This window comes from Lysobacter silvisoli (assembly GCF_003382365.1).
Classification (GTDB): domain Bacteria; phylum Pseudomonadota; class Gammaproteobacteria; order Xanthomonadales; family Xanthomonadaceae; genus Lysobacter; species Lysobacter silvisoli.
Window position 1 is genome coordinate 223,214 of record NZ_QTSU01000003.1, and the last position, 20,132, is coordinate 243,345.

20 protein-coding genes are annotated in these 20,132 nt (G+C 66.5%); 13 read left to right on the plus strand and 7 right to left on the minus strand.

Annotated elements, in window-relative coordinates:
- Nucleotides 1-73: 73 nt before the first annotated feature.
- The 4 genes from DX914_RS16045 (at nucleotide 74) to DX914_RS16060 (ending at nucleotide 5,251) form a co-directional block, all read left to right on the plus strand.
- Nucleotides 74-847, plus strand: coding sequence for an SDR family NAD(P)-dependent oxidoreductase (locus DX914_RS16045; RefSeq protein WP_115860593.1), 774 nt, complete (start codon nucleotides 74-76; stop codon nucleotides 845-847).
- 48 nt (nucleotides 848-895) lie between these two features.
- Nucleotides 896-1,888, plus strand: a complete 993-nt coding sequence (locus tag DX914_RS16050; protein WP_115860595.1) for an aldo/keto reductase — start codon at nucleotides 896-898, stop codon at nucleotides 1,886-1,888.
- 286 nt (nucleotides 1,889-2,174) lie between these two features.
- On the plus strand, nucleotides 2,175-3,476 hold the full coding sequence (locus DX914_RS16055; protein WP_115860597.1) for an amidohydrolase: 1,302 nt from the start codon (nucleotides 2,175-2,177) through the stop codon (nucleotides 3,474-3,476).
- 458 nt (nucleotides 3,477-3,934) lie between these two features.
- Nucleotides 3,935-5,251: a M20 family metallopeptidase gene (locus DX914_RS16060; protein WP_115860599.1), complete on the plus strand. Its 1,317-nt coding sequence runs from the start codon at nucleotides 3,935-3,937 to the stop codon at nucleotides 5,249-5,251.
- A 238-nt stretch (nucleotides 5,252-5,489) separates the two neighbouring features.
- On the opposite strand, the gene DX914_RS16065 is transcribed toward DX914_RS16060, so the two are convergent.
- Nucleotides 5,490-6,128, minus strand: coding sequence for a glutathione S-transferase family protein (locus DX914_RS16065; protein ID WP_115860601.1), 639 nt, complete (start codon nucleotides 6,126-6,128; stop codon nucleotides 5,490-5,492).
- Between the two features lie 111 nt (nucleotides 6,129-6,239).
- On the opposite strand from DX914_RS16065, the gene queF reads away from it, so the two are divergent.
- The 3 genes from queF to DX914_RS16080 all read left to right on the plus strand — a co-directional run bounded on the left by queF (nucleotide 6,240) and on the right by DX914_RS16080 (nucleotide 8,038).
- Entirely contained in the window at nucleotides 6,240-7,046 is an 807-nt protein-coding gene (gene queF, locus DX914_RS16070; protein WP_115860603.1) for an NADPH-dependent 7-cyano-7-deazaguanine reductase QueF, read from the plus strand.
- Between the two features lie 94 nt (nucleotides 7,047-7,140).
- Nucleotides 7,141-7,458, plus strand: a complete 318-nt coding sequence (locus DX914_RS16075; protein ID WP_115860606.1) for a LysM peptidoglycan-binding domain-containing protein — start codon at nucleotides 7,141-7,143, stop codon at nucleotides 7,456-7,458.
- A gap of 82 nt (nucleotides 7,459-7,540) precedes the next feature.
- Nucleotides 7,541-8,038, plus strand: coding sequence for a hypothetical protein (locus DX914_RS16080; protein WP_231118304.1), 498 nt, complete (start codon nucleotides 7,541-7,543; stop codon nucleotides 8,036-8,038).
- A 111-nt stretch (nucleotides 8,039-8,149) separates the two neighbouring features.
- Here the strand turns inward: DX914_RS16080 and DX914_RS16085 are convergent, their stop codons facing one another.
- Nucleotides 8,150-8,530, minus strand: coding sequence for a YchJ family protein (locus tag DX914_RS16085; RefSeq protein ID WP_115860608.1), 381 nt, complete (start codon nucleotides 8,528-8,530; stop codon nucleotides 8,150-8,152).
- Between the two features lie 91 nt (nucleotides 8,531-8,621).
- Here DX914_RS16085 and DX914_RS16090 point away from each other — a divergent pair, with 91 nt between their 5' ends.
- From DX914_RS16090 to DX914_RS16110, 5 genes are all read left to right on the plus strand, one after another.
- Entirely contained in the window at nucleotides 8,622-9,332 is a 711-nt protein-coding gene (locus DX914_RS16090) for a UPF0149 family protein (protein WP_115860610.1), read from the plus strand.
- 40 nt (nucleotides 9,333-9,372) lie between these two features.
- Entirely contained in the window at nucleotides 9,373-9,729 is a 357-nt protein-coding gene (locus tag DX914_RS16095; protein ID WP_115860612.1) for a YkgJ family cysteine cluster protein, read from the plus strand.
- Nucleotides 9,730-10,131: 402 nt separating this feature from the next.
- Complete coding sequence (gene icd, locus DX914_RS16100) at nucleotides 10,132-11,460, plus strand: isocitrate dehydrogenase (NADP(+)) (protein WP_115860614.1); 1,329 nt, start codon at nucleotides 10,132-10,134, stop codon at nucleotides 11,458-11,460.
- Nucleotides 11,461-11,636: 176 nt separating this feature from the next.
- Nucleotides 11,637-12,608, plus strand: a complete 972-nt coding sequence (locus tag DX914_RS16105; protein ID WP_115860616.1) for a peptidoglycan recognition family protein — start codon at nucleotides 11,637-11,639, stop codon at nucleotides 12,606-12,608.
- 52 nt (nucleotides 12,609-12,660) lie between these two features.
- Entirely contained in the window at nucleotides 12,661-12,972 is a 312-nt protein-coding gene (locus tag DX914_RS16110; RefSeq protein WP_115860618.1) for a hypothetical protein, read from the plus strand.
- A 609-nt stretch (nucleotides 12,973-13,581) separates the two neighbouring features.
- Here the strand turns inward: DX914_RS16110 and DX914_RS16115 are convergent.
- The 4 genes from DX914_RS16115 to DX914_RS16130 all read right to left on the minus strand — a co-directional run bounded on the left by DX914_RS16115 (nucleotide 13,582) and on the right by DX914_RS16130 (nucleotide 16,556).
- A complete protein-coding gene (locus DX914_RS16115) occupies nucleotides 13,582-14,589 on the minus strand; it encodes a CBASS cGAMP-activated phospholipase (protein ID WP_115860620.1) in 1,008 nt (335 codons plus the stop codon).
- Nucleotides 14,586-15,032 (minus strand): type II CBASS E2 protein, encoded by a 447-nt coding sequence (locus DX914_RS16120; RefSeq protein ID WP_147300704.1) that lies wholly within the window; start codon nucleotides 15,030-15,032, stop codon nucleotides 14,586-14,588. Before DX914_RS16120 ends, DX914_RS16115 begins: the two co-directional genes overlap by 4 nt.
- 5 nt (nucleotides 15,033-15,037) lie before the next feature.
- Complete coding sequence (locus DX914_RS16125; RefSeq protein ID WP_115860624.1) at nucleotides 15,038-16,312, minus strand: nucleotidyltransferase domain-containing protein; 1,275 nt, start codon at nucleotides 16,310-16,312, stop codon at nucleotides 15,038-15,040.
- Between the two features lie 61 nt (nucleotides 16,313-16,373).
- Complete coding sequence (locus DX914_RS16130; protein WP_115860626.1) at nucleotides 16,374-16,556, minus strand: hypothetical protein; 183 nt, start codon at nucleotides 16,554-16,556, stop codon at nucleotides 16,374-16,376.
- Nucleotides 16,557-16,731: 175 nt separating this feature from the next.
- Here DX914_RS16130 and DX914_RS16135 point away from each other — a divergent pair, with 175 nt between their 5' ends.
- A complete protein-coding gene (locus tag DX914_RS16135; RefSeq protein ID WP_231118305.1) occupies nucleotides 16,732-17,622 on the plus strand; it encodes a BrxR family transcriptional regulator in 891 nt (296 codons plus the stop codon).
- Between the two features lie 16 nt (nucleotides 17,623-17,638).
- On the opposite strand, the gene DX914_RS20095 is transcribed toward DX914_RS16135, so the two are convergent.
- Nucleotides 17,639-19,777 carry a hypothetical protein gene (locus DX914_RS20095; RefSeq protein WP_147300705.1) on the minus strand — a complete coding sequence of 713 codons (2,139 nt, stop codon included), beginning with the start codon at nucleotides 19,775-19,777 and terminating at the stop codon, nucleotides 17,639-17,641.
- Nucleotides 19,778-20,132: the final 355 nt, after the last annotated feature.

The window sequence follows — 20,132 nt, forward strand, 5'->3', positions numbered from 1 at the left end:
CCCGATTTTTCGCCAAGTCGGCCAGCCCTAGAGTGGCCTCCGTCGGTCCCCACACCCCTAACGGAGCCACCCCATGAACCTCCCCCTTTCCGGCTTCGGCCTGCGCGACAAGATCGTCCTGGTCACCGGCGCGTCCTCCGGCATCGGCGCGGCCAGCGCCCGCGCCTTCGCCCGCGAGGGCGCCATCGTCCTGGCCGCCGCCCGCCGCGCCGCCGAAGGCGAGGCCGTGGCCGCCGCCATCCGCGCCGAAGGCGGCCGCGCCCGTTTCCTGCAAGCCGACGTCACCCGCCAGGACGACCTCCGCCGCCTGGTCGACACCGCGGTGGCCGACTACGGCCGCCTGGACGTGGCCTTCAACAACGCCGGCACCGACGGCCGCTTCTCGCCGTTCCTGGAGCAGGACGACGCCAACTACGACCTGGTGATGAACACCAACGTGCGCAGCGTGTTCTGGGCCATGCAGCACCAGATCGCGGCCATGCTGAAGACCGGCGGCGGCGCGATCGTCAACAACGCCTCGATGGGCGCGCTGATCGGCTTCCAGTCCGCGGCGGTGTACGTGGCCAGCAAGCATGCGGTGATGGGCCTGACCAAGACCGCGGCGCTGGAGTACTTCCCGCGCGGCATCCGCATCAACGCGGTGCTGCCGGGCATCATCGACACGCCGTTCCAGGATCGCGTCTGGGGCGACGAAGCCAGCAAGCAGGCCTTCGCCAATGCGACCGTGGCTGGCCGCAGCGGCACCGCCGAGGAAGTGGCGGGCGCCGCGTTGTTCCTGGCCTCCGACCACGCCAGCTTCTTCAGCGGCCAGGGCCTGGTGATGGACGGCGGCTACGTCGCGCAGTGACGCGCCGTTGCTAGCTCCCCTTTCGATCCTTCCCCCAAGGAGACACCGATGAACACCCGCACTCTCGGCCCGCAGGGCCCTGTGGTATCCGCGCTCGGCCTGGGCTGCATGGGCATGAGCTTCGCCTACGGCGCGGCCGACGAATCCGAATCCATCGCCACCTTGCAGCGCGCGCTGGATCGGGGCGTGACCTTCCTGGACACCGCCGACATGTACGGCCCGCACACCAACGAACAGTTGCTGGGCAAGGCGCTGCGCGGGCGCCGCGACCAGGTGTTCCTGGCGACCAAGTTCGGCATCGTGTTCGATCCGCAGCGCCCGGAACTGCGCGGCGTGAACGGCCGCCCCGAGTACGTGCGCGCCAGCGTCGAAGGCAGCCTGCAGCGCCTGGGCACCGACCATGTCGATCTGTACTACCAGCACCGCATCGATCCGGCCGTGCCGATCGAGGAAACGGTGGGCGCGATGGCCGAACTGGTCGCACAGGGCAAGGTGCGCTACCTGGGCCTGTCGGAGGCCTCGGCGGCCACCCTGGAGCGCGCGCATGCGGCGCACCCGATCACGGCGCTGCAGAGCGAGTACTCGCTGTGGACGCGCGAGCCCGAGCACAACGGCACGCTGGCGACCTGCGCGCGCTTGGGCATCGGCTTCGTGCCCTACAGCCCGCTGGGCCGCGGCTTCCTCACCGGCGCCATCACCGCCGCCAGCGACCTGGACAGCGCCGACTTCCGCCTGCAGACGCCGCGCTTCCAGGGCGACAACCTGCAAAACAACCTGGCCCTGGCCGACTTCGTGAAGGCGCGCGCCGCCGACAAGGGCTGCACGCCGGCGCAGCTGGCGCTGGCCTGGGTGCTGGCGCAGGGCGAACACATCGTGCCGATCCCCGGCACCAAGCGCCGCAAGTATCTCGACGACAACCTCGGCGCGCTGGACGTCGTGCTGGACGCGCAAGACCTGGCCGCGCTGGACGCCGCCTTCGCGCCCGGCGCGGCCGCGGGCGATCGCTATTCGCAGGCGGGCATGGCGCTAGTCGGCGGCTGACGGCCGGGGGGAGCGGCGTAAGCCGCGATGGGCTTCCCAGCACTGGCGCCCTCGCGACTCACGTCGCTCCCGCAACCCAAGCCGCCCAACGTTCCGCTTTGGGGTAGGAGCGGCGTAAGCCGCGACCGTGATGTCGCACCTGACGTCATTGTCGCGGTGGTTCGCATTGCCGCGGTCGCGGCTCACGCCGCTCCTACCCCACAGCAACGCTACGACCCGCCGGCGCAACACCGCTGGGGTTGCGGCCGAGCTAGCATCGGCGTTCGTCCTTTCGGCTCCCGCCCGCATGCGCCCTACCCGCCTCCTGCTCGCCAGCGCCCTGCTCGCGGCCACTTCCGCCGCTGCGCAAACGCCCGCCGCCGTCGACCGCGGCGCCCGCGCCGTGCAGGCCGAGGTCGTGGCCTGGCGCCGCGACCTGCACCAGCATCCGGAACTGGGCAACAACGAAGTGCGCACGGCCAAGCTGATCGCCGACCAGCTGCGCCGCATCGGCCTGCAACCCAAGACCGGCATCGCGCACACCGGCGTGGTCGCGGTGCTCAAGGGCGGCAAGCCAGGCCCGCGCATCGCCCTGCGCGCCGACATGGACGCACTGCCGGTCACCGAGCAGACGAACCTGCCGTTCGCGTCCAAGGTCACCAGCACTTACCGCGGCCAGCCGGTGGGCGTGATGCACGCCTGCGGCCACGACGCGCACGTGGCGATCCTGCTGGGCGTGGCCACCGCGCTGGCGGCGCAGCAGGCCGACCTGGCCGGCGAGGTGATGTTCGTGTTCCAGCCTTCCGAAGAAGGCCCGCCCAATCCCGGCGAGCCCTTCGGCGCGGCCTTGATGCTGGAGCAAGGCGTGTTCCGCGACTTCAAGCCCGAGGCGGTGTTCGGCCTGCACGTGTGGGCCGGCCTGCCGGTGGGCAGCATCGGCGTGCGCGCCGGCCCCTCGCTGGCCAGCGCCGACGAATGGAGCCTGACCGTGCGCGGCCAGCAAACCCACGGCTCGCGGCCCTGGGACGGCGTGGACCCGATCACCGTGGGTGCGCAGATCCTGCTGGCCTCGCAGAGCCTGATCGCGCGCCAGGTCAACATCGCCGCCACGCCGGTGGTGCTGACCGCCGGCCAGTTCAACGCCGGCGTGCGCTTCAACATCATCCCGGACGAAGCCAAGCTGGTCGGCACCCTGCGCACCTTCGACGCCAAGGTGCGCGAGGACGTGATCGCGCGCCTGCGCCGCACCGCCGAGGACCTGGCCCACGCCAGCGGCGCCACCGCAAAGCTCGACGTGGTCAACAACGCCCCGGCCACCATCAACGACCCGGCCCTGACCCGGCGCGTGCTGCCTTCGCTGCAGCGCGCGGTCGGCGCCGAGCGCGTGGTGGAAATGCCGATGGTGACCGTGGCCGAGGATTTCTCCCAGTTCGCCAACGCGGTGCCGGGCGTGTACTTCTTCGTCGGCTCCACCGCCGCCGGCACCGACCCGGCCCAGGCGCCGATCAACCATTCGCCGCAGTTCCTGCTCGACGAAGGCGCGCTGGACGTGGGCACGCGGGCGATGCTGCAGCTGACGCTGGATTACCTGGGGCAGCCCTCGCCCTGAATCTGTCGCCGTCCCGGGGTAGGAGCGGCGCGAGCCGCGATCGCGGCAGTGCGAGCGGCCGCGCCAACGCCGGTAGTCGAGACATCACGGTCGCGGCTTGCGCCGCTCCTACAGGTAGCGGCCGAACCACCGCTGCCGTCTGTGGGAGCGGCGTGAGCCGCGATCGCGGCAATGCGAGCGGCCGCGCCAACGCCGGTGGTCGAGACATCACGGTCGCGGCTTGCGCCGCTCCTACAGGTAGCGGCCGAACCATTACTGCCGTCTGTGGGAGCGGCGTGAACCGCGATCGCGGCAACGCGAGCGGCCGCGCCAAAGCCGGTAGCCGAGACATCACGGTCGCGGCTTACGCCGCTCCTACCCCAAAGCGCTGAGGCCGCCGCTTGGCGAATCGACCAAAGTGGACAGCCCTCGGCCGCGGGCTTGGGCTAGCATCGGGGCTTTCCTGCCGGAGTCCGTCGATGAAGCGTCCGCTGTCCGTCGCCCTGAGCTGCGCCCTGTTCGCCCTGCCCCTGGCCGCCGCGGCGCAGGACGCGCAACGCCCCGAGGTGCAGGCCGCGGCGGCGAAGGTCAAGGACAAGGTGGTGGCCTGGCGCCGCGACTTCCACCAGCACCCGGAGCTGTCCAACCGCGAGGAGCGCACCGCCGCCAAGGTCGCCGAGCACCTGCGCGCGCTGGGGCTGAAGCCGCGCACCGGCATCGCCCGCCACGGCGTGGTCGCGATCATCGAGGGCGGCAAGCCCGGCCCTCGCATCGCCCTGCGCGCCGACATGGACGCGCTGCCGGTGACCGAGCAGGTCGACCTGCCGTTCGCCTCCAAGGTCACCACCACCTTCAACGGCCAGACCACCGGCGTGATGCACGCCTGCGGCCACGACGCCCACACCGGCATCCTGCTCGGCGTGGCCGATGCATTGGTGGCGATGAAGGACCAGCTGCCGGGCCAGGTGATGCTGGTGTTCCAGCCCTCCGAGGAAGGCGCGCCGGGCAACGAGGAAGGCGGCGCCTCGCTGATGCTCAAGGAAGGGCTGTTCAAGGACTTCAAGCCCGAGGCCATGTTCGGCCTGCATGTGTTCTCCACCGTGCAGGCGGGCCAGATCGCGGTGCGCCAAGGCCCGCTGATGGCCGCCTCGGACCGCTTCAGCATCAAGATCAAGGGCCGCCAGACCCACGGCTCGCGGCCCTGGGGCGGCGTGGACCCGGTGGTGGCCGCGGCCGAGGTGATCGGCAGCGCGCAGACCATCGTCAGCCGCCGCACCGACATCGCCAAGCTGCCGGCGGTGGTCAGCTTCGGCGCGATCCACGGCGGCATCCGCTACAACATCATTCCCGACGAAGTGGAAATGGTCGGCACCATCCGCACCTTCGACGAGGCCATGCGCCAGCGCATCTTCGCCGACCTGAAGAACGTGAGCGAACACGTCAGCGCCGCGCACGGCGCCACCGCGGTGGCCAACGTGCCCGACAGCGAAGGCAATCCGGTCACCTACAACGACCCGGCGCTGACCGCGCGCATGCTGCCCAGCCTGCAGGCCGTGGCCGGGCGCGACAACGTGATCGAGCCTTCGCTGCAGATGGGCGCGGAGGATTTCTCGTACTACGCCAAGGAAGTGCCGTCGATGTTCTTCTTCGTCGGCGCGACCGAAAAGGGCGTGGACCCGGTGACCGCGCCCAGCAACCACTCGCCGCAGTTCAAGCTGGACGAGTCGTCGCTGGATCTGGGTGTGCGCGCGCTGTTGCAGGTGACGTTGGATTATTTGCATCAGCCCAAGGGTTGACGCGCGCATCGCGATAACAGCGCGACGGGAAACATCACGGTCGCGGCTCGCGCCGCTCCTACAGGGGGCGGCCGTAGCCACGCTGGCTCGGGGTAGGAGCGGCGCAAGCCGCGACCGCGCCAATACGAACCACCGCGACAGCAACGCCAGCCGAAAGCATCACGACCGCGACACCGCCGCTCTCTGCGGGAGCGGCGTCCCACGGGATTTCCTACGGTCATGAGCCGCGACCGTCACCTCACAACTCCTTCCACGAATGCGGATCGATGTCGTACAGGTGGACCTCGCCCAGGTGCCCAGGCTGCGACTGCACGCGCGCGATCCAGGCGCGGAACTGCGGATACGGCGCCAAGTCCAGACCCGCGTCCTCGGCGCGGCCGGCATAGGCGTACAGCGCGATGTCGGCGATGCCGTAGTCCTCGCCGGCCGCGAACGGGCGCAGGCCGAACTCGCGCTCCAGGATCGCCAGCGACTTCAGCGCGCCGTTACGCTTGGCTTCCACCAGTGCCGGATTGCGCTGCGGCAGCTTGCCGGTCAGGGTCCAGTAGCGCAGCGAACCGATGGTCATCTCCACGTACTGCTGCTCGAACGACAGCCACTGCCGCACCTTGGCCTGGCCGTAGGCATCGGCCGGCAGATAGGCCGTGCCCTGCGCCAGGTAGTCGAGAATCGCGTTGGACTCGGCCAGCGTGCGGCCGTCGTCCAGTTCGATCGCCGGCACCGCGCCGGTGGGGTTGATGCGGCGGTACTCCTCGCGCCGGCCCTCGCCCTCGAAGATGCTGACGATCCGGCTGCGGTAGGGCCGCTGCAGGTGGGCCAGCAGCTGGCGGATCTTCCAGGCGTTGCGCGAAGGCAGGTAGTCGTAAAGCGTGATCATGGTGCGGACCGTTGCGGCGGGAAGCGCAGTCTCCGCCGCCGCGCCGGGCGCCGATATCCGATCCTTGCGCATGCCGACGGCGCGCCGGCCGCATAGGCGTAAAATGCGCGCATGACCCAAGAACTGCCGCTCGGCCGCCACGTCGACTACCCGCGCCACTACGACCCGGCGCTGCTGTTCCCGATCGCCCGCGCGCTGGGCCGCTCGCACATCGGCCTGTCCGACCGGGCCCTGCCCTTCGTCGGCGTGGACCGCTGGCATGCCTACGAACTGAGCTGGCTGGACGGCCGCGGCAAGCCGCGCATGGCCACCGCCACCCTGACCGTGCCGGCGCACTCGCCCCACCTGGTCGAATCCAAGTCGCTGAAGCTGTACCTGAACTCCTACAACGCCTCGCGCTACGACAGCGACGAGGCCGTGCGCACGCAGATCGCCGCCGACCTCAGCGCCGCCGCCGGCGCGCCGGTCGAGGTCGCCTTCGGCCTGCCGCCGGTGCAGGGCAGCGCCGCGCTGTCGCTGGACGAACAGGACCTGACGGTGGACGACTACGGCCCACCCAACGCCGCCCACCTGGCCGCCGACCCAACCGTGGTCGTCGAGGAAACCCTGAGCAGCGGCCTGCTCAAGTCCAACTGCCCGGTCACCGGCCAGCCCGACTGGGCGCGCGTGGACATCGCCTACCGCGGCCCGCGCCTGGACCGCGCCGGCTTGCTGCGCTACCTGGTCTCGTTCCGCGACCACGCCGAGTTCCACGAGCAATGCGTGGAACGGATCTTCGCCGACCTGATGCGCGTGGCCGCGCCGCAGTCGCTATCGGTGGAAGCGCGCTACACCCGCCGCGGCGGCCTGGACATCAACCCCTGGCGCGCCACGGCAGATTTTTTGCGCCCCCTGGCACACCGCGACGAGCGCCAGTAAATCCCCGCGCCGGCGTTCACGCCGGCGCAATACGATTTTAACAATCGGCATGTCATCGTGAATCCGCCAATGATTGGCAGGAGCACGCTAACCCATGACTACCCCGGACAAGAAAGCCGATTTCTCCGACGTGCAGAGCAACGTCGACAGCACCGAACAGGTAACGAAGCGGGCCGATTTCAGCGACGTGCAATCTTCGGTCAGCTCCACCGAAGAGATCACGGCGTCGACCGCGCCCACCGATCAGACCTACACGGTGGAAAAGGGCGACACGCTGTCGCATATCGCCAAGCAGTTCTACGGCAAGGCGAACAAGTGGAATACGATCTTCGAAGCCAACCGCGACCAGCTCGACGATCCCGACAAGATCAAGCCGGGCCAGGTGCTGAAGATCCCCGCGATCAACGATTGACCCCAACCACGGGAGCCGCCGCCTGCGCTGCGCCGACGGCCGCGCTCCAACGCCTGTTCGCACGTCTTCCAGGAGAAACACCATGATGATCCGCAACCGCATGCACTACGTTCTGGCCGCCGCCCTGGTCGCTTCCATCGGACTGGTCGGCTGCAAGAAGAAAGAAGAGCCCGTAGCCACCCCGGCGCCGGCGCCGACCCCGGTCGAGCCGGTCGCACCGACCCCGCCGCCGGCGGCCGCCACCGCCAGCGTCACCGCCGTGGACCTGGGCAGCGCCGTGGGCGCCGACAAGAAGGTCACCACCGCCACCACCACCTTCAAGCCCAAGGACACGATCTACGTCGCCATCAGCACCAGCACCTCCGACGCGGCCGCGACCGTGCCGGCCAAGCTGGGCGCGAAGTGGACCTTCCAGGACGGCCAAACCGTGAAGGACGACAGCGCCGACGCGCAGCTGATGGGCGCGGGCGTGACCAACTTCAGCATCAACAGCCCCAAGGGCTTCCCGACCGGCAAGTACAAGGTCGACGTCTCCCTGGACGGCAACGTGGTGCAGTCGAAGGAATTCGAGGTCAAGTAAACGACTCTCTCCCCGCCTGTTGGGCGGGCAAGCCCGGGCGCGGTTCTCCAGGACCGCGCCCTTTTTTTGTCCGTGCGATGCGTGCGCGCGGTTGCGTAAGCGCGCGGCGGCTCAGCCGTTCGGGAAGCTTCCGTCCAGGTAGGTCCAGCGGCCGTGCTCGCGCAGGAAGCGGCTGAGTTCGTGCAGCCGCACCGCCGAGCCGCCGCCCACGCGGTAGCGGGCCACGAACTCCACCGTCGCGCGATCGCCCTGCGGCCGGTGCGCGCGCACCTCCAGGCCCAGCCAGCGCGTGGCGCCAGGCGCGCCCAGCTCCAGCGTTTCCGGCCGGGTGCTGGGGTGCCAGCTGGCCAGCACGTAGTCGGCCAGGCCCAGGGCATAGGCGCTGTAGCGCGAGCGCATCAGGGCCTCGGCGTCGGCCGCGGGCGCGCCCTGGTGCAGGCGGCCGCAGCAGTCGGCGTAGCGTCGGGCGGGGTCGCAGGGGCAGGCGGTCATGGGGTCGGAGGCCGGGGTCGGAAGGCGAATTCTCGGCGAGCGCACGCCGCTGCGACTACCATGCGCGTCCCGACCCGCCACGCGACCGCCCATGAAAGCCCCCGCCTACCTAGACGACGCCCAGATCGAACGCCTGGCCGACCTGCTCGACCAGCGCGCCGTTCCCCACAAGGGCTTCAACCTGGAGGCGCTGGACGGCTTCCTCTCGGCCCTGGCGGTGGCGCCGGAGACGGTGCCGGCCGAGGAATGGCAGCCCGTGGTCTGGGGCGGCCGCCCGCCGCGCTGGAGCGACGAAGCCGAGGCGCAGCAGGTCGACGCCCTGCTGCAGGGTCACTGGAACATGGCCAGCGCGCGCGTGCGCCACGGCGACGACGACCTGCCCGACCACCTGGCGCCGCTGCTGTGGCTGCCCGAGGACGTGGAAGTGGACCAGGGCGACGACCTGGACGTGGGCCGCGACTGGGCCTTCGGCTTCTTCCGCGCCGTGGAGCTGCGCGAAGCCGCCTGGGACACCTGGCTGGACGAAAACGAGTGGATCGACGAGATCTTCGTGCTGTTCGACCGCCTGGCCAGCGGCGAGATCATGGGCGAGGACCCGGAAGCGCCGGGCACCCCGGTCAGCTACCGCGAGCGCCTGGAGATCGTCTCCGGCCTGCCCGGCATGCTCGCCGACCTGCACCACCACCGCATCGACGCGCTGACCCCGCGCGAACCGCGCCGCGTGGCCGCGGCACCCGACCGCAACGGCCCCTGTCCTTGCGGCAGCGGCAAGAAGTACAAGAAGTGCTGCGGCGCCGCCTGAGCGGCGCCGCTTCCCTTCGTTAGCTACTCCGCAATCGGCGATGACGGCTCATCCCTGCCAGCAGTGCGGCGCCTGCTGCGCCCACTTCCGCGTCGCCTTCCATTGGAGCGAAACCGACGCGGCCACGCCGGCCGGCACGCCGGTGGCGGCGACCGAAGTCCTGGACCCGCACCGCGTGGCCATGCGCGGCACCTACGGCGGAGCGGCGCTGCGTTGCCAGCAGCTGCATGGCGAGATCGGCACCGCCGCGCACTGCGCCATCTACGCGCAACGCCCCTCGCCTTGCCGCGAGCTGCGGGCCGCCTGGGAACACGGACAGCCGAGCCCGCAATGCGACCGCGCACGCGCCGCGTACGGCCTGGCACCGCTGACGCCGCAGACGTGGGACATCGCCTAACCGCTGCCGCGTTTCTGGGGGTAGGAGCGGCGCAAGCCGCGACCACGCCAACACGATCCACCGCGCAGCGTCGGTCACTGTGAAGGCGATCCAAGGCGTCGCCGACACCGTCGTGGGGTAGGAGCGGCGTGAGCCGCGACCGCCATGCCCCGGCTGTCGGCGTTGACACGGCCGCTCGCTTTGTCGCGTCGCGGCTCACGCCGCTCCTACCCCACAGCCATCGGCGCCGCGCGCGCGGAAAACATCATTCCATCCCGCGCCCCCGTCATGCCCCCGCGGCCTTTGCCTCCCCCGGCCCGAACCGCGACAATGGCCGGCCGGGCCGCAGCGATGCCGCGTCCCGCCAGCACCCTGCTTCGCGCCCATGCGCCCGCGCACGGGACGGCCCCACTGGAGACCGTAATGACCGAGTTCGTAGCGACGCCGCCCGCAGGCGGCGCCAAGATCACCAAGACCCCGACCGGCCTGAACGTGCCGGATCGCCCGATCATCCCCTTCATCGAAGGCGACGGCACCGGCCCGGACATCTGGCGCGCTTCGGTGCGCGTGCTCGACGCCGCGGTGGCCAAGGCCTACGGCGGCCAGAAGAAGATCGAGTGGATGGAGGTCTACGCCGGCGAGAAAGCCAACAACACCTACGGCACCTGGCTGCCCGACGGCACCGTGCAGGCCTGCCGCGATTATCTGGTGAGCATCAAGGGCCCGCTGACCACGCCGGTCGGCGGCGGCATCCGCTCGCTCAACGTCGCCCTGCGCCAGATGCTGGACCTGTACGTCTGCCTGCGCCCGGTGCGCTGGTTCGAAGGCGTGCCCTCGCCGGTGAAGAAGCCCGGCGACGTGGACATGGTGATCTTCCGCGAGAACACCGAGGACATCTACGCCGGCATCGAATGGGCCGGCGGCAGCGCCGACGCGCAGAAGGTGCTGGACTTCCTCAATAAGGAATTCCCGCAGGCCTTCGACAAGATCCGTTTCGGCACCGCCGAGAAGAACGCGGCGTGGCTGAAGGAACTGCAGGCCATCGGCGCGCCGGCGCGCGAGCTGCCGGTGGAAGTCGGCATCGGCATCAAGCCGGTCAGCCGCCTGGGCACCGAGCGCCTGGTGCACAGCGCCATCGCTTACGCGATCGAGAACAAGCGTAAGTCGGTGACCCTGGTGCACAAGGGCAACATCATGAAGTTCACCGAAGGCGGCTTCCGCGACTGGGGCTACCAGGTGGCGCGCGACTTCTTCGGCGCGGTCGAACTCGACGGCGGCCCCTGGCACGTGATCCCGGAAGGCAAGCCGGGCGCGGGCATCGTCATCAAGGACGCCATCGCCGACGCCTTCCTGCAGCAGATCCTGCTGCGCCCGAAGGAATACGACGTCTCGGCCACGCTCAACCTCAACGGCGACTACCTGTCCGACGCCCTGGCCGCGCAGGTCGGCGGCATCGGCATCGCGCCGGGCGCCAACATCAACTACGTGACCGGCCACGCCGTGTTCGAGGCCACCCACGGCACCGCGCCGAAGTACGCGGACCTGGACAAGGTCAACCCGGGCTCGGTGATCCTGTCGGGCGAGATGATGCTGCGTTACATGGGCTGGACCGAAGCCGCCGATGCGATCATCGCTGCGATGGACAAGGCCATCGGCTCCAAGCGCGTGACCTACGATTTCGCCCGCCTGATGGACGGCGCGACCGAGGTGAAGTGCTCGGAGTTCGCCGACGAGATCATCAAGCATCTCTAAGGCGGCCTGGCCCACCAGGTACGACGGACGAAGGGCGCTGCGGCGCCCTTCGTTTTTTGGCGGGCCGGAAGTCGCGCATTCAGGCCGGTGAAACCGCGGCCGGCGCGGGGCTCACTTGATAGCTCCACGGAAAGCTGGCAGTTTCCTGGCGACCAGCGCACAGGAAAGGATTTCCGATGGCCGACCCCGTCCAGCCCACGCCGCTACTGCCCTTCGACGCGGCCCACCCCGATCACGCCCGTTACCAGAAGGTGTTCGATGGCGTGAAAGCCACCGGGCAGTGGAACGACGCCGAGTCGCGCAACGTCGCCGCCGGCCTCTACGACCAGCTCCGGCGCAACCCGCAAATGGGCGACTTCGACCGCATCGTGGTCGGCAAACCCGACGCCGCGGTGCCCTCGGTGTTCGCGATGAAAGGCGCCGGCAACCCGCCCGACGCGCAGCCCTGGGTCAGCGTGCCCACGGCCATGAGCAAGACCGGCGCCGACCAAACCCTGGCCGCCTACGCGCACACGCCGCAGGTGGGCAAGGACGGTTACCTGGTCGATCCCGACATCACCAGGAAGCCGATCCCGGCGCTGGAGAAGGGGCCGCTCAAGGACATCAACGCGGTCGTCATGCACCGCACCGAGGGCTCCAGCGCGCAAGGCGCGTTCAACTCCTTCAAGACCGGTACCGGCACCCACTTCCTGATCGACAAGGACGGCACGATCTACCAGACCGCCAGCCTCAACGAGCACACGCAGCACGTGGGCAAGATCCGCGGCCGTTGCATGGAGGAAGGCACCTGCTCGAAAGAGGAAAAGGCCTTCTTCGACAAGACCGGCTGGAACCCCAAGGCCATCCACGACCACGAGAAGGCCAAGCCCTACCCCGAACGCTTCCCGATGAATTCCGACAGCGTCGGCATCGAGGTGGTCGGCAGCTACAACGCCAAGACCAAGACCTGGGACGCGCCGACACCCGAGCAGACCGCGTCGATCAACAAGCTGGTGGGCATCTTGCAGAAGGAATACGGGCTCAATGACAAAGACGTCTACAAACACGATGCCATCTCGTACAAGACCCAGGGCGAAGGCGCGGATCTGTACGTGCCTAACCGCACTCCCCCTGCTCCTGTCGTGCAGCCATCCGGGCCCAGCCGCTGATCCCCAGGCCGGCGCGGGCACCGCGATCGCGGTCGTCCGCGTCGACCGCGCCGTGTTCGACGCCGCCGCCGGCAAGGACGCCGCGCTCAAGCCCACCTGCGAAGCCTGGAACCTGACCCCGCAACAGGTCGAGCGCTATTTCACCGCCGCCCGCGAATATCCCGACGGCACCCGCGACGCCTATTACTGGGTGCCCTGCTCGATCAAGGGCCGCCTGCGCACGCAGGGACAGGATTGGGAGTTCGAGATCAACGGAGCTTCCACCGCCACCTGGACCAGCGGCGATACCGTGCGCAAGTGGGGCTGCGATGCGAAGGTGTGCGAGTCGCTGGTGTTGATGATGCCGGATGGCAACGATCCCTGACCGCACCATCGCCTTCAATGCGTAATCCGATGATGTGGCTGACCCCGCATCCTTATCTGCTGGGCTACGGATTTACTCCTGTGAACAAGCCCGCCGCATCGTCGGCATAAAACTTCAGCAGGTACGACAGCGACATCGCAGCCCGCTCCTAGTCTTTGATGGGTGGGTTTTGTGGACTCTTGGGTACCGTGAAATGGCGAACGCCTACGATCACCCACTTTCCGTCCACGTACTTCATGTCCGTGATGGTGACCGTGCAGGTATCTGCACCGAGCGCACAGTTGATGATACGTGTGCCATGGGTATTCCCCCTCCCGATTTGCAAGCGCATTCTGCGCCTGCGCACATAAAATAACGGCCATCATTGCTGCCATGATGAGAACCCATCCAAAGCCGCACTTTGCCCCGGCGACGGCATTTTCGTCAGAGTAGGGTGGAAACGACGAACATCTTCGCGCCTCCGTAAGGTTGCTCAGTCCCGTAGATGCGTAGCCGCCGCATACGGAGCGGAGCAGCTGCGCAGCACTCTTTCAGGGAGCGAGCAAGGGAAGGCTGATTGTAGGTCCCTGTTCTGCGTTAGGCGGGACATCAGCTGTACGTACCCTGCGATCAACTGCGAGACAGGAAGACGTCAGCCAAAGTTGGACCGTGCTTCTCGACTGTGCTCAAAGCCGCGCTTGGCAGGTGGAGTGACGCCCGATCATAGTCATCCAGGGAGATAGGGGGGGACGCCGAGTCGGGAACCAAGCGCATCACGCGCTCGGCCCCCAACAAAAGCTTCGCTTGACCGAGCGCGTTCTGGGATTGGAATGCGATTGCACCGTCGATGACAGTTCGCCAGGAAAACAGGCCTCCCCAGCGCATCATGGCATCAGACACTTTGTAAGGCTCATCTCCGCAGCCAAGGCTAAGGACACGAATGCGATGACGGTCAATGTCGAAGGCCGTCATCGCGTCCACAACCCCCACCATGATAGGATTGTTGGCCCAGATGCCCCCATCAACGAAGCGATATCCGCCCGCCGGCAACGGCTGGAAAAATGTGGGTGCAGCAGCCGTAGCCATCGCAACCGTTGTCATCGGCTGGACCGCATCCTTGACGAAGTCAGGATGGTGCGGTGTCTTGAAGATGTAGACGTCACCAAACGTGCCGTCACACGAAGGAATACACAGCCGACTTGTAGTCTGGCCGAAGCGGGTGTCCCCGAAGGTTTCCGCAAGCAAGCTGGCAAGTGCGGCGCGGTCGTAGCGATGGTAGGCAAGGTTGCGCATACGAGCCCATGCGCGACCCAGTTTGCCAAACCGAGGCTCAGGAAAGATTGTCTTACCGTGATCGAGATAGAGGTTCGCCATCTCACGGGCCCGGATGCGCATGGACAGACCGAGCGCGATGATCCCGCCGGTAGACGTGCCGGTAATCATGTCGAAGTGGTCGGCAATCGACTCGCCACCGAGATGCTGTTCTTCTAGCTCGGCCAGGACGCTGGCCGGATAGATGCCCTTAATGCCACCGCCGTCGATGGACAGGATCTTGAACTCACGGTCTGCGGGCCAAGGCTGCGGCACGCGACGGCGCGTCAACGCGCCCCGGGAGCGTGGCTCGACGTCCATGGTCATTTGGCCACCACCGGATGACGCCCGCCGCCGGTCCAGATGCCCGTGGCCCGCCAGCCTTCGTAGCTCGCTAGCCAGTCAATCGTCCAAGGGATGATGGTATCGGCCAAGGCCATGTTGCGTGTCCATTCATCGGTGGCTGGGTCGAACAGGCAAAGGCGGGACTTAGTCGGCGTGTTCTGGCTCCAGTAGAGATGGGGCGTTGACTCGCCGGGCGCAAAATCGCTGGTCAATTCGAGCTCGGGCGCGACGAGCGTTACCTGGGCACCGCAGGTGCCAAGAACGCGCAGGTTGTCGATCTGTCGCGGCTCCACCGCATTGACGCGCACCCAGTAAGTGCGCGCCAGCGGCCGGAGGGGTCCTTCCCACACCACATGCCAGCCGCCGTTGAAGACGACCTCAAACGCCGGGAACTGCTGGTGCATCCGACGAATCTGCTCGCTCATGTGCATCATGCGCAGGGCTCATCGCCGAAGTGCGTGTGCTTGGGGGTGGCGCGCACGATGCCGGGCACCGCCGCCACGCCAAGGGCGGCAACTTCGGCTGCGGTGGGCAGCACGATACGGCCGCTGCCGGGGGTATGGCGCGACTGCCCGTAGACAATCTGCTGGCCAGTGCGCTCGTTGAACTGCTTGACCGCCTCGATGGTGGCCCGCTCGCCGAACATTGTCGCCAAGGTCGCCTGCATCTGCACCAGGTCGACATCGCCACGCAGCTGCTGCAGCTTCTCGATGAACTCGTCCAGGTCACCGATGAACACCTGTTGTGCCATCAGCGTGTCCGGCCAGCGGTCGGTAAATACGTCCGGCGCACAGGCTGGATTGGCTACGATGACCGTGCGCCCCCGGTCCTGAGCCTCCTGCAGCACACCCCGCAGCTGACCGGCTTGCAGCAGCAGTTCTTCCGAGAGCGTGCCCGTATGGCCCGCGTTGTCCGCAACCACTTTGGCCATCATCACCGACGGCGGGCACCGGACATCACGTTGGTCGTAACGCACATTGCGGTAGCGTTTGAGCAGCTGCAGCGCGATGACTGCCATGGACTTGGCATGCATGGGTTCCTGCTCGGGCACTTGCTCCACCTCCGCCTGTGCCTCAACCAATAGGTGCGCCGTCTCGAACTCGCGCGCGCGAGCCATGAAGGCCGCCTCGAACAGTACATCCTTGGGCGTGTGCTCGATGAAGTGCTGGGCGAAGCCCCAAGGATTTGCAACGATCTTGGTGTCATCGTCCGTGGCGTGCCTTTTGGGTGCGTGATAGATGTACCCGCACTTTTCCGGCATGGTCTCGATGCGCACCATGGGGGTGACGTCCAGATGCATCCCATCGGCATACTGGACTTGGACGCAGCGGGTGCACCGGGTGGTCTTGCCGTAGTAGCGCGAACCCGGCTCGCCAGCGATGGCTTCTTCCAGCAGGTCGAGCATGCGGTGCGGCGGCGTGTCAGACGGCAGGTCGAGCGTGGCGATTAGGTCGATATCGAACTCATCGTTCTCCAGCTTCGAGGAAATGGTCGCGCCGATGGCCATCGACCCCTGGGCATAGACCAAGGTGACCAAGTCATGCAGCGGGCTGTCCTCGCGCTGGATGTATTCCTGGATGGCGTGGAAGCGGGCGACCGCCTTCTTGTAGTTGCTCTCGCTCAACTGCACGCGAATGGCGATGTCGGCCAACAGGGCGTCCAACGGTTCGGCGAAGGGGGGTGGGAGGGACTGCAGATGCTTCATTTCTGTCTCCGGGAGCGGGACCGCATCGCGGCCGGCACGGGGGTACCGGCCGCGACGGGGCTTACTTGGTCTTGGTGGGGTCCACCAAGGTGTAGGTCTGGCCCGGCTTGGGCGTGGGCGGCATGGGCTCGTCGCGGACGACCGTCCGCTCCGGACCCTGGCCACCACGCGGGCCGTTGATCTGGTACTGGCCGGACTTCGGGGCCGGCTGCCCGGGCTTGAGCCCGCTCGTCTTGCTGGTCATGCGTGTAGTTCTCCGAATGAACCCAGGGCCAGGGACCCCGGGCAGGTTGCCGCCCCGTGCGACGCCGCCCAATCGGCACCTGCAACCGATCAGTTAAGTTAGTTTAGCCAAGTTATACTACATGTCAAGTAACTAATGGTGTGATAGGCTTGCCGCTGTCCCTACAGGTCGCCCCATGGACGCCCCCTCTTCCTCCCCCACCACGTCCCCGCGCTGGGGGCAGGTCCGTCGCCTGGCCTTCATCGACCTGCGCCTGCAGTACGACGGGAAGATCAACCGGACCGATCTGACGACCTTCTTTGACGTGTCGTCTCCCCAGGCCTCAGCCGACTTACGCCTCTACGACGACATGGCCAAGGGCAACATGTCCTATGACGCCAGCGCGAAGGCTTACGTGGCGCAGCCTGGTTTCACGCCGCAGTTTGGACAGGCCTCTGCGACCAGTTACCTGAACGAGCTCTACCGACTTGCATGTGGCGTCATCAAGCGCGATGAGAGCTTTGTGGGCTTCGTTCCCCCCACCGGTATCGTCGCGACGCCGGCGCGCAAGATCTCCTCGCCTGAGGTTGCGTCGTGGGTTCAGGCCATCCGCGATAGACGGGCCGTGGCTGTTGAATATCAGTCAATGGAGCAGGACACGCCGGCGGCGTTGATCCTCAGCGCGCACGCAGTGGGCTTCGATGGGCTGCGCTGGCACATACGTGCTTGGTGCCACAAGCGCCTAGCCTTCCGGGACTTCGCGATCGGTCGTTTAGTGGTCGTCGATGATGATGTTGCCGCACCCCAGATAGACCCGAGCAATGACTTGGGCTGGGAGACCAAGGTCAATTTACACTTAGTGCCGCACCCTGGCTTGACGCCGAGCCAGCGCGAAGTCGTCATGAAGGACTACAACATGGACGATGGGAAATTGGTTCTTCCCTGCAGACAGGCCATGCTGTTCTACACGCTTCGCCATCTCAACCTGCTCTCCCTAGAACAGGAGAAAGATCCAGCGCGTCAGCATGTGGTCGTGGACAATCCAGACCAAGTGCGCGAGTGGCTCAAGCAAGATCGCAAGGCTTAACTAGAATCAGGCCCGTTCAGGTCAGTGTGTTGTCCAAGTGGCTGGGGAAGGAGCCGACGATGACGCGCTTATCTTCGTGCCAATGGAAGTAGAGACGGAAATGGAATCTGGGATTCTTATCCGTTCCGCGCTTCACGTGCATGTCTAGCGTGACGCGGCGATTCATATACGTCGTTGTGTAACTGTCTTTAAAGCGTCGATGTTCCGCGCCCAGGCCGACTTCGGATATAGCAATGCGAAGGCGCGCCTTCTCTGCCTCAAGTGTGGCGTTATCTACCTCGCCGCGCCGACAGGGTACGTACGTTGAAGCCAGAAAGTGCAGCACCTCATAGGCGAAGGAGACATCCTCGAATTCTGAGTCACGAGCGGCACGGATGGCCTTAGGCGTTACGACAACGGCGTCACCAAGGTAGTCTGCGCACCAGCTCTCCAAGTCATCCCAGCTATTTGGAAAAGGCACCGTCGTGAGCGGGACGTTGTCACTGTGTTGCAACGCGCTAATGCGGCTCTGCAGTCGAAAGCTTTGTGCCTTGAGCTGATCTCGCTCATCGCGCAGAGCATCGCGCTCGCGACGCGCCTGCTTCAATTGCTGGTCCAGCGAATGGCTTTCGCCTTCAAACATCTGGCGTAGCGACTCTTCATCAGCCAACTGCTTGCGCAGCGCCTGCACGATCTCCTCGCTGTGCATGCCTGCTCTGGAGGCCTGCGACTGCGCAATGGCTCTGGCGTCATCGATCTGCCGGCGCAAAACGCGCTCGCGAATTCGATCGAACGGTGGAACCGCATCCTCACGATCTTGCGCTTGCAGTGAGGCGTATGCCGCCTCCCGAAGGAGGTACTGCTCGATCAAGTTGAGGGTCAGACCCTCGGACTTGAGCGTCGAAGGTTCCCAAACAGGGTGGTGCTCAGGTGGGTCGTCCGCTGAAAACCCGGGGCGGAACAGGCGCACGCATGCACCTGCCACAGCGAAGCGTTTGCTAAGTGCGTCGGTCAGGCGCCAGCTCATTTCCCGAGAGATGACGTAAACCTTGGCCAGGCCGCGTAATCGCTTAAGCCTGGCAGGGTCCAGGAAGGTGACGGGCCGATTGTCGCGCAGATAGGTCGACAAGACGATCGCAGGCCGGTGACGGCGTGGAGATTCCAGCGTTTCCAACATCGCCTTCAGCGCCGAAACGCTGTCGACCATCGTTGCCTCGGAGAACAACTGCTCGTTTGTCTCTGGATCCAGGAGTCCAACGTCGGCTAGTAGATCCGACACCAGACCGGGCACGCTGATTGGCGGAGGCGGTTGGTCCGCCGGCGAGATGGCAGTGAGACGGATAGCGACGCCTGGTGTAGGTTGGGCTTGCACCAACACCATTTCCACGCGCCAACGACGCCCCGGAAGGACGTTGTCAGCGGTTTCGACTTGCAGGGCCCAGATGCCGGCCCATGCCACTGCAATTGCGGTGTTCTTGCCGTCGTTGGAGCGGGCCTCAAAGCCGTCTTGTCCGTTGCCCGGAACCTTTATCCCTTTCCGGACAAGCCACTTCATCGCAACGGTGCGCGCCCGCTCAAAGCTGTCTGGCAATGCCAAGCGCCCTTCAAGTGCCATCACCGGATCGGCGCGCGTCGAGTGAGTCGCGGCGAGGGACGTGGGAGGCAGCTTGCGCCAGCTTGCCTTCCTGGTTGCCGGCGCGGTAGGCAGCGCTTTAGTGATGCCTGCGGGGATCTCGTCACCCGCCTCTATCGGCTCAGACGCCGGCTCAAGCCGCAGCCGCAGTGCAGGCGCGGACGTCTGCACCAATCCTTGGATCGCATGAGCCAGTGGATGCCGAGCGAACTTGACCGCATCGGCGGTGTCGGCCGACGCCGGGCTATAGATGCCTTCCCACAGCGTGCGATCCAACCTTAGGCGACGCCGGGCGTGGCGTGTCTGTCGCAGCTGCAATTGGAACCGCTGCAGACGCCTAAGCAGTGAGCTCTTGCCGTTCCAGGGTACGTTTCGAATACGCTGGGCGAGCTGAACTGACTGGTGGGCCCACTGCTTGATCGTCGCCTCCGTGGGAGGAAGCGCCGAAGATTCCCGATCGAAGTGCGCAATGAGCTCGTCCAGCTCGCGCGTCAGTGCAGCCTTAGCCGCCTTGGGGTCGGCGGCGTTAGGGACAATCTCCAAGGCCTCGCGCCCTCGCCAGTGACTGGTATCACAAGATCATAGTTGCTTCCGGGCCTTGTATCTAAGTATTTTGTCTCGCGCTGCATTGAGACGCGCCTTGGCAAGCGCCAGCAATGTAGATGAATGCCGCACACCCCACACGATGCTGAGCGGCGACAACCGTCGAAGAGTCGGACCCAGTATCGAGGGAAGGGCCCAATAGCCCTCTTGTCTCGTCTTAGCGCCATGTTGGCGAACTACACGGCCCGCTGCTCTCAGGTTTGTAGTCGTTTGCGGATTGAGAGACGCAATGCAGGATAGAGATCACGCGTAATAGCAACTTTACCTCCCTTGGCCACAAACGCCATGGGTTCAC